Below are 8,408 nucleotides of genomic sequence, written 5' to 3'. Positions count from 1 at the left end.
CGGTTTAAAGCCGTTTATTAGCGTATAGTTTCAATTTTTTTCCCGGTTTCCCTACAACTTTCTGTACGCCCGGCAACAACAATGCTTATTTTTTATGCCAAAAGTGACTTTCAACAACAAAAATGCTTTATTCTTTCCGGCGCTGAAATCCGCTGTGGAGGAGTATTTTAAAACAAATAACATCCGGAAAACCGGTAATTGGAAACTATATATCAAAACAGCCGTCCTTATTCCTGTGGCAGTAGCCCTGTATGCAGCCGTGCTGTTCATATCAATGCCAGCTGTACTCTCGATAACTCTTTGCGCATTACTGGGCTTTGTGCTGGCAAGTATTGGATTTAATGTGATGCACGACGCCTGCCATGGAAGTTATTCTACCAACGGCAAGGTAAATGATGCCCTCGGCCTCACCCTTAACGCATTAGGCGGCAACGCTTTTATCTGGAAACAGAAGCATAACATCATCCATCACACCTACACCAATGTAGACGGCCTGGATGATGATATCGCCAAAAGCCCGCTCATGCGGCAGTGTAGCTCCCAGAAATGGGTGCCAATGCACCGGATCCAGCATATTTATGTGGTACTGATATATGCCATTTCTTCTTTCGCCTGGGTATTTATCATGGATTTTGTGAAGTACCTCAGCCGTAAAGTATACACCACCCCCCTGCAACCTATGAAACTAACAGACCATATGGTGTTCTGGGGCAGCAAAGTATTGTATATCGCTTTTTATATTGCACTTCCTATCCTTTTGCTGGGCTGGCAGGCATGGGCCATCGGCTTTACTGTTATGCACATAGTAATGGGCTTCACCCTGGCCATTGTATTCCAGCTGGCGCACGTAGTGGAGGAAACCGAGTTTGAAGCAGTAGGTGAAGATGCCAGGCTGATTGAAAACGAATGGGCCATTCACCAGATCAAAACCACTTCTAACTTCGCACCAGGACATAAAATTATTTCCTGGCTCGTTGGAGGTCTCAATTACCAGGTAGAACATCACCTGTTCCCAAGGATCAGCCATGTGCACTACCCCGCCCTCAGTAAAATTGTGGCGGCCAAGTGCGCAGAACATAATCTTACTTACAACTGCATCCCTACTATGCAGGGAGCGGTGGTATCCCATTTCCGCTTTATGAAAGCGCTCGGCGCAAAACCGTAGCGGAGATCGCCTTCAGCGATTTAAATTGTCTTGGAGCAGGATTACGCTGATTTTACTGATTTATCGGATTGGATCAATTTTGATTTTTTATAAGATTAAGGGAGATATAGGCGGATGTTTTCGCTCTTATCTCCCTTAATCATTTATAAATCCCAAAAATAAAAATCAAAGAAATCAGTAAAATCAGCGTAATCCTGCTCCAAGACAATTTAAATCGCCGAAGGCGATTCTATTCCTTTTTCGTACTTTTACACACTTCAGAAAATCTATAAACAGCAGTCGTGATGAAGGCAAATTATTTAGATGAGCTTAACGAACAACAGCGGGAAGCAGTAATACATATCAACGGCCCTTTGATGATTGTAGCAGGCGCCGGTTCGGGAAAAACCAAGGTGCTCACCACCCGTATAGCGCACCTGATGCGGAACGGCGTGGATGCGTTTAATATTTTATCCCTCACCTTTACCAATAAGGCCGCCCGTGAAATGAAGGAACGTGTGGAAAAGATCCTCGGAGGCAGCGAAGCGCGTAACCTTTACATAGGTACCTTCCACTCTGTATTTGCCCGCCTCCTGCGTGCAGAAGCTCACCGCCTCGGCTATCCGAACGACTTTACCATTTACGATACCGACGACGCCAAAAGCGTTATCAAAACCATTATCAACGAACTGAATCTCGACGATAAACACTATAAACCCAACTTCGTATATAACCGTATCTCCGCTGCCAAAAACAGCCTCATGGGACCGGAAGAATACCAGCTGGACAACCTGGTGCAACAGGAAGACATGCGCGCCAACAGGCCGCTGATCGGCAAAATATATGACATGTACGCCAAACGCACGTTTAAGAACGGCGCTATGGACTTCGATGACCTGCTGTTTAAAATGTATGTACTCCTCAAAACATTCCCGGAAGTACTGCATAAATATCAGCACAAGTTCAAGTACATCATGATCGATGAGTACCAGGATACCAACCCCGCCCAGTACGAGATCATCAAACTGCTCGGGGCGGTGAACGAAAATATCTGCGTAGTGGGAGATGACGCCCAGAGTATCTATTCCTTCCGCGGCGCCACCATCGAAAATATCCTCCAGTTTGAAAAAGACTATGACGATGTGAAAGTGGTAAAACTGGAACAGAACTACCGCAGCACAAAGTCCATCCTGAATGTAGCCAATGAGGTAATTGCACATAACAAAGGACAGATCGAAAAGAACCTCTGGACAGATAACACCGAAGGCGATACCATTAAACTGGTACGTACCATGACAGACAACGAAGAAGGTAAATTTGTAGCCGATACCATTGCAGAACAAAAACTGCGGAATCACTACGAAAACCGCGACTTCGTAATTCTTTACCGTACCAATGCGCAAAGCCGCTCCTTCGAGGAAAGCCTTCGCCGGAAAGCGATCCCATACCGCATTTTCGGGGGACTGTCGTTTTACCAGCGCAAGGAAATTAAAGACTATGTAGCGTATCTCCGCGTTACCATGAATACCCGCGATGAGGAAAGCCTGAAAAGGATCATCAACTATCCTGTACGCGGCATCGGTAAAACCACCATCGAAAAAACCATTGTGCTCAGCAATGAACATAATCTTACGATGTGGGAAGTGCTGGAAAGGGCGCGTGAATTTGGGTTTAAAGGCGGTACTGTGGAAGCGATAGAAGCGTTTGTGATCATGATCAAAAGTTTCCAGGCAATGCTCTCTTCGCATAACGCCTATGATGTGGCGGTTGCAGTGGGTAAATCTACCAACATTGTAAAAGAACTGTTCAACGATAAAACTACGGAGGGGCTTGCCCGTTATGAAAACGTGCAGGAACTCTTAAACTCCATTAAGGAATTTACCGAAACCCCCGATGAAGAAGGAGAACTGCTCGATAAAAGCATGGGTTCCTACCTCCAGCAGATCACCCTGCTCACGGATGCCGATCAGGGCAATGATGAAAACAGCGACGTGGTGAAGCTGATGACCATCCACGCGGCAAAAGGGCTGGAGTTCCCGGTGGTATTCACGGTGGGGCTGGAAGAAACCCTGTTCCCCAGTGGGATGTCTATCAACACCCGGGAAGAACTGGAAGAGGAAAGGCGACTGTTCTACGTGGCCATTACCCGCGCTAAGGCCCGGTTATGGCTTACTTACGCCAACAGCCGTTACCGTTTTGGCAACCTGGTACAAAACGAGCCAAGTCGTTTCCTGGAAGAAATGCCGGAAAAGTTCATTGACCGCAGCTATGCCGGCGGGGGCAGTGTTCGCAATGCCTTTGGCGGCGGGGGCAATTTGGGATGGAGCAATGCGAACAATATGTTCGACCGGAAAAAGTCGCCATCACAGCCTTCTCAGCCGGTAACACAAAAACCTGCCGCCAAACCAGCGTTTTCTCCGGCTACTACCCACGTGCCCTCTGCCGATTTTGCCCCGGATGATCCGGCTGGCATGGAACCCGGTATGCAGGTGGAACACCAGAAATTTGGATTTGGTACCATCGCGGCATTGGAAGGTGCACCCAATAACAGGATCGCTACCATCCATTTCCCCAAAGGCGGTGGTGAGAAGAAAATTATGCTGAACTACGCCAAGCTGAGAATAGTAAGATAAATGACATGAAAACCGCCATACTAAAGCTCCGGCAGTTTTGTGCGTACCAGGAGCGGAGTCACCAGGAAACAAAGTACAAATGCCTGGAACTGGGCCTGAGAGGGGAAGAGGTAGACGAAGCCATTGCGGAGCTGATAGCAGATAATTTCCTCAACGAGGAAAGGTTTGCCAAAGCCTATGCCGGTGGTAAGTTCCGCATCAAACAATGGGGACGCAAAAAGATCCTGGTGGAGCTGAAGCAGAAACAGGTATCCGCCTACTGCATCAAAAAGGGAATGGAGGAAATTGATGAAGATGATTACATCGCCGTACTTCATAAGCTGGCAGAGAAGAAATACCAGTCGCTCAAAGGTGAAACAGCCCTGAAACGGAAGTATAAAACCATGCAGCACCTCCTGCAAAAAGGCTTTGAACAGGAGCTTATCAACGGGGCACTTGAACAAATCGCAAAGAATGAGGCTTAAGCGGGCAATAATTTGAAAAGTTTCTAACCCGTCAGGCCGTAATTTTGTGACCACAATAACCGATAATGTCAGATCTGAAAGTAACACTCATACAAGCCCAATTGCACTGGGAAGATAAGGAAGCCAACCTGCGTATGTTTGATGAGAAAATCAACAGCATCGGGGAAAGGACCGAAGTGGTGTTTTTACCCGAAATGTTCAGCACAGGATTCAGTATGCAACCGGAACGCCTGGCCGAAACAATGGATGGAAGCGCAGTGCAGTGGATGAAGAAGAAGGCGGCAGAGAAAAATATCATTATCACCGGCAGCCTGATCATTGAAGAAAACGGCGAATATCTTAACCGCCTCATATGGATGCTGCCCAATGGCACTTATGGCATCTACGATAAGCGCCACCTGTTTGGTTATGCAGGTGAGCACGAACATTATACACCGGGAGATAAACGTCTTATTGCCCAGGTAAAAGGCTGGAAAATAAACCTGAACATCTGTTACGATATGCGTTTCCCGGTATGGGCGCGCAACAGCATTCAGCCCGGTACCAATGAAGCAGCCTACGATGTGCTGGTGTATGTGGCCAACTGGCCGGAGCGGCGCAAAACCGCCTGGACCTCCCTGTTACAGGCCCGTGCCATTGAAAACCAGGTATTTGCCATCGGGGTAAACCGGGTGGGCAATGATGGTAACGATATCTACCACAGCGGGGAAACCAGCCTCATTGATCCGATGGGAGAAATCATTTACCGCAAATCACACGACGAAGACATCTTTACGTATACCCTTCAACGTGAGCGGCTCGAAGAGGTAAGGAAAAATATTCCGTTCCTGAAAGATGCCGACGCATTTACAATTATTCCAAAGGGATAATTACATCCTTCTAACCAGCAGCAAAATATTGATATGTTATTACAGGCAGTCCACCACATCGCGGTTATTTGTGCCGATTACTCCAGGAGTAAGGCATTTTATACCGGTGTGCTGGGCCTGCAGGTAATACGTGAAGTATACCGGGAGGAACGGGACTCCTGGAAACTGGACCTGGCACTGGGCAACCAGTATATCATTGAACTGTTCTCATTCCCCGATCCGCCGCCGCGGCCCAGCCATCCGGAGGCCTGCGGGCTTCGCCACCTCGCTTTTGCAGTGGCCGATATTGAAGCCGCTGTGGCTCAATTACAGCAAAAAGGGGTGAGTACAGAACCCCTCCGGACAGATCCCCATACCGGTCAACGGTTTACTTTTTTTGCAGATCCCGACGGTCTGCCGCTTGAGCTATACGAAGTCATTTAACGCCTGTAAAATTTGTTGTTATGTCTGTTGCCTACGTCAATGCCCGGATATTTACCGGGGAAGAGATATTAGATGATCATGTATTGATTACGCAGGAAGGGAAAATTACCAGTATTGTTCCCTCCTCAGACTGGAAAGCCACCGGCAGCGAAACAGACCTGAAAGGCGCCCTGCTGGCTCCTGCTTTTATAGATCTCCAGATCTATGGCGGCAACAGCCAGGTGTTTTCCATGTATCCGTCGGTTACTTCACTGGCGGCTACCGTGGCTTACAGCAAAGGCGGCGGCGCTGCCTGGATCATGCCTACCGTGGCTACCATCAGCCCGGAAATTATGCTCGAAGCCATGAAGGCTGTAAGGGCTTACTGGGAACAGGGTGGCCAGGGCGTACTGGGTTTACACCTGGAAGGACCTTTTATTAACCCTAAGAAAAAAGGCGCACATCTCGAACAATACATTCATTCCCCTACGCAGGAAGATATTAACTGGATCCTGGAAAATGGCCGCGATGTGGTGAAGATCATGACCCTGGCGCCGGAATGCTGTGATCCTGAACTGGTAAGACAGCTGGAAGCCGCCGGCATCGTGATATTTGCCGGGCATAGTAATGCCACTTACGCACAAGCCTATACGGCGTTTGATGCCGGTATTCACCATGCTACCCATCTTTTTAATGCAATGTCGCCCCTGGAGAGCCGCGCTCCCGGCCTCGTTGGGGCTATTTACGATCATCCTCAAGTATCTGCCAGCATAGTAGCAGATGGTGTGCATGTGGACTTTGCCTCCATCAGGATCAGTAAAAAGATCATGAAAGAGCGCCTGTTCCTGATCACAGATGCCGTAGAAGAAAATAAAGAAGGCGGATATATTTATATTAAAGAGACAGACCGTTATGTGAGCGCCACGGGTGTTTTATCCGGCTCACGGCTCACCATGACCAAAGCTGTCCGCAATTGTGTGGAGCAGGTAGGTATTCCGCTGGAAGAAGCTTTACGTATGGCATCGCTGTACCCGGCCCGTGCAATTGGCCGTGAGCAGGCATCCGGCCGTATTGCAGTAGGATATGATGCCGCACTGGTAGCCATCGCCTCTAACTGGGAAACTACAGTATACTGTTAATAGCCCTATCTTCGCAGGATTAATAATACTGAATATCCGCATGAGCGCACTAATTCGCTTTCTGAAAAAAGACCAGTATAGAAATCTGTTCCTCCTCTCCTGGCTGGTGCTGGGCCTCCTGCAGGCCTGCTTCTCCGAGTTGTGGGATGATGAAGCCTATTACTGGGTGTATTCCCGTCATATGGACTGGGGCTACTTTGATCACCCGCCCATGATTGCGCTGTTCATTAAAATCGGGTACGGCATCTTTCATAATGAACTGGGGGTACGGCTGCTCATTGTAATAGTAAATACACTCACCCTTTGGATTACGGGCAGGCTGGTGGCTTCAAAGGATAATAAGCTCTTTTACCTGCTGGTAGGATCCATGGGCGCCATGCAGATAGGTGGCATACTGGCAGTGCCGGACCTGCCCCTCATCTTTTTTGCCGCTGTATATTTCTGGGTTTACCGCAATTTTATCAATGAGCAAACCTGGAAGAATACCGTGTTACTGGGCATTTCCATGGCATTGATGTTTTACAGTAAATATCACGGCATCCTGCTGGTATTTTTTACATTGCTCTCTAACATAAACCTGTTAAAGGTTTTCAAGTTTTATGTAGCCTGTATACTCACCACAGTACTGTTCCTGCCGCATATTTACTGGCAATACACACATGCCTTCCCTTCACTGCAGTATCACCTGGTAGACAGGAACGCATCTTCCTATGATATCAGTTACTCGCTGGATTACCTGGGCGGGCAATTATTATTGTTTGGTCCTCTAATGGGCTGGCTTATACTGTTCTACGCTTTCCGCAGTCCTATCACCAATTCTTTTGAACGCGCCCTGAAATTTTGTGTAATAGGCGTGTTGTCCTTTTTCCTCCTCAGCACTTTCAAAGGCAGGGTAGAGGCTAACTGGACGGTAATGCTTTTTACACCGGTAGTGATACTGGCGCACCAGGCCATTGTAAGGAAAGGCTGGTCGCAGAAATGGTTGCTGTATACCTTGCCTGTTACGTTATTACTGGTATTGGTAACACGGGTGTACATGGTATGGGATTTTATGCCCGGGGTGGAAATAAGACCTGAAATTCACCATAACAAAGAATGGACATCGCTGGTAGCCGCCAGGGCGCAAGGCAAACCGGTGGTATTTGTAAACAGCTACCAGCGGCCGTCGAAATATATGTTTTACACCGGGCAGCTTTCTTATAGTCTTAATAGCCGTTATGCCCGCAGGAGCCAGTATAATTTCTGGGACACAGAAACACAGCTCTGGGGTAAACCTGTAATGGTAGTATCCGACCCGGGTACAGGCATCCCTATTACAGACAGCCTGAAAACCGTTTATGGCACATGGGATTATTACATTCAATCCGATTACTACTCTTATTCACTGATACAGCTGAAACCTGCGCTGAAAAGCATCCGGGCAAAACGCGGGGAACACGTAAATGTGATCCTGCAACCCAACAATAATTATCATCAGCCTATCCGGCTGGACAGGACCAATGAACCGGTACTGGGTTACGGGTTTATGGACAAAGACGAAGCGCTGCCACCGGTGAAATCGTCCATGACCCTGGAAAGAGCCGTGCTCCGGCGCCTTATCAACCTGGAAGTAGTGATGCCTGATAAGCCGGGCAAATATCAGCTGAAATTCTCCGTATTTGCCGGGGACCTCCCGCCAACCCACAACAGCCCGGTAATACCGGTGATCGTGGAGAAATAATACAGCGGAGCGGATCGCCTTCGGCGATTGTCTTGGA

7 protein-coding genes are annotated in these 8,408 nt (G+C 48.1%); all 7 read left to right on the top strand.

Annotated elements, in window-relative coordinates:
* Positions 1-94: 94 nt before the first annotated feature.
* The 7 genes from VN105_RS23530 to VN105_RS23500 all read left to right on the top strand — a co-directional run bounded on the left by VN105_RS23530 (position 95) and on the right by VN105_RS23500 (position 8,371).
* Positions 95-1,165 (top strand): acyl-CoA desaturase, encoded by a 1,071-nt coding sequence (locus tag VN105_RS23530; protein WP_325644828.1) that lies wholly within the window; start codon positions 95-97, stop codon positions 1,163-1,165.
* A 284-nt stretch (positions 1,166-1,449) separates the two neighbouring features.
* On the top strand, positions 1,450-3,777 hold the full coding sequence (locus VN105_RS23525; RefSeq protein ID WP_325644826.1) for an ATP-dependent helicase: 2,328 nt from the start codon (positions 1,450-1,452) through the stop codon (positions 3,775-3,777).
* A gap of 5 nt (positions 3,778-3,782) precedes the next feature.
* Positions 3,783-4,241, top strand: coding sequence for a regulatory protein RecX (locus VN105_RS23520; RefSeq protein ID WP_325644824.1), 459 nt, complete (start codon positions 3,783-3,785; stop codon positions 4,239-4,241).
* Between the two features lie 65 nt (positions 4,242-4,306).
* Positions 4,307-5,110 carry an amidohydrolase gene (locus VN105_RS23515; RefSeq protein ID WP_325644822.1) on the top strand — a complete coding sequence of 268 codons (804 nt, stop codon included), beginning with the start codon at positions 4,307-4,309 and terminating at the stop codon, positions 5,108-5,110.
* A 33-nt stretch (positions 5,111-5,143) separates the two neighbouring features.
* Positions 5,144-5,533 carry a VOC family protein gene (locus VN105_RS23510; RefSeq protein ID WP_325644821.1) on the top strand — a complete coding sequence of 130 codons (390 nt, stop codon included), beginning with the start codon at positions 5,144-5,146 and terminating at the stop codon, positions 5,531-5,533.
* A gap of 20 nt (positions 5,534-5,553) precedes the next feature.
* Positions 5,554-6,651: an N-acetylglucosamine-6-phosphate deacetylase gene (nagA, locus tag VN105_RS23505; protein WP_325644819.1), complete on the top strand. Its 1,098-nt coding sequence runs from the start codon at positions 5,554-5,556 to the stop codon at positions 6,649-6,651.
* A gap of 40 nt (positions 6,652-6,691) precedes the next feature.
* Complete coding sequence (locus VN105_RS23500) at positions 6,692-8,371, top strand: ArnT family glycosyltransferase (RefSeq protein WP_325644817.1); 1,680 nt, start codon at positions 6,692-6,694, stop codon at positions 8,369-8,371.
* Positions 8,372-8,408 lie beyond the last annotated feature (37 nt).

Source organism: Chitinophaga sp. (genome assembly GCF_035564935.1).
GTDB lineage: Bacteria > Bacteroidota > Bacteroidia > Chitinophagales > Chitinophagaceae > Chitinophaga.
The sequence above is the reverse complement of the archived record's forward strand: the minus strand, read 5'-3'. Positions and strand labels throughout refer to the sequence as shown.

Excerpts from the sequence above, each read along its gene's own strand:
- VN105_RS23515 (WP_325644822.1), top strand. The coding sequence starts at position 4,307 with ATGTCAGATCTGAAAGTAACACTCATACAAGCCCAATTGCACTGGGAA.
- VN105_RS23510 (WP_325644821.1), top strand. The coding sequence starts at position 5,144 with ATGTTATTACAGGCAGTCCACCACATCGCGGTTATTTGTGCCGATTAC.
- VN105_RS23500 (WP_325644817.1), top strand. The coding sequence starts at position 6,692 with ATGAGCGCACTAATTCGCTTTCTGAAAAAAGACCAGTATAGAAATCTG.
- nagA (WP_325644819.1), top strand. The coding sequence starts at position 5,554 with ATGTCTGTTGCCTACGTCAATGCCCGGATATTTACCGGGGAAGAGATA.
- VN105_RS23525 (WP_325644826.1), top strand. The coding sequence starts at position 1,450 with ATGAAGGCAAATTATTTAGATGAGCTTAACGAACAACAGCGGGAAGCA.
- VN105_RS23520 (WP_325644824.1), top strand. The coding sequence starts at position 3,783 with ATGAAAACCGCCATACTAAAGCTCCGGCAGTTTTGTGCGTACCAGGAG.
- VN105_RS23530 (WP_325644828.1), top strand. The coding sequence starts at position 95 with ATGCCAAAAGTGACTTTCAACAACAAAAATGCTTTATTCTTTCCGGCG.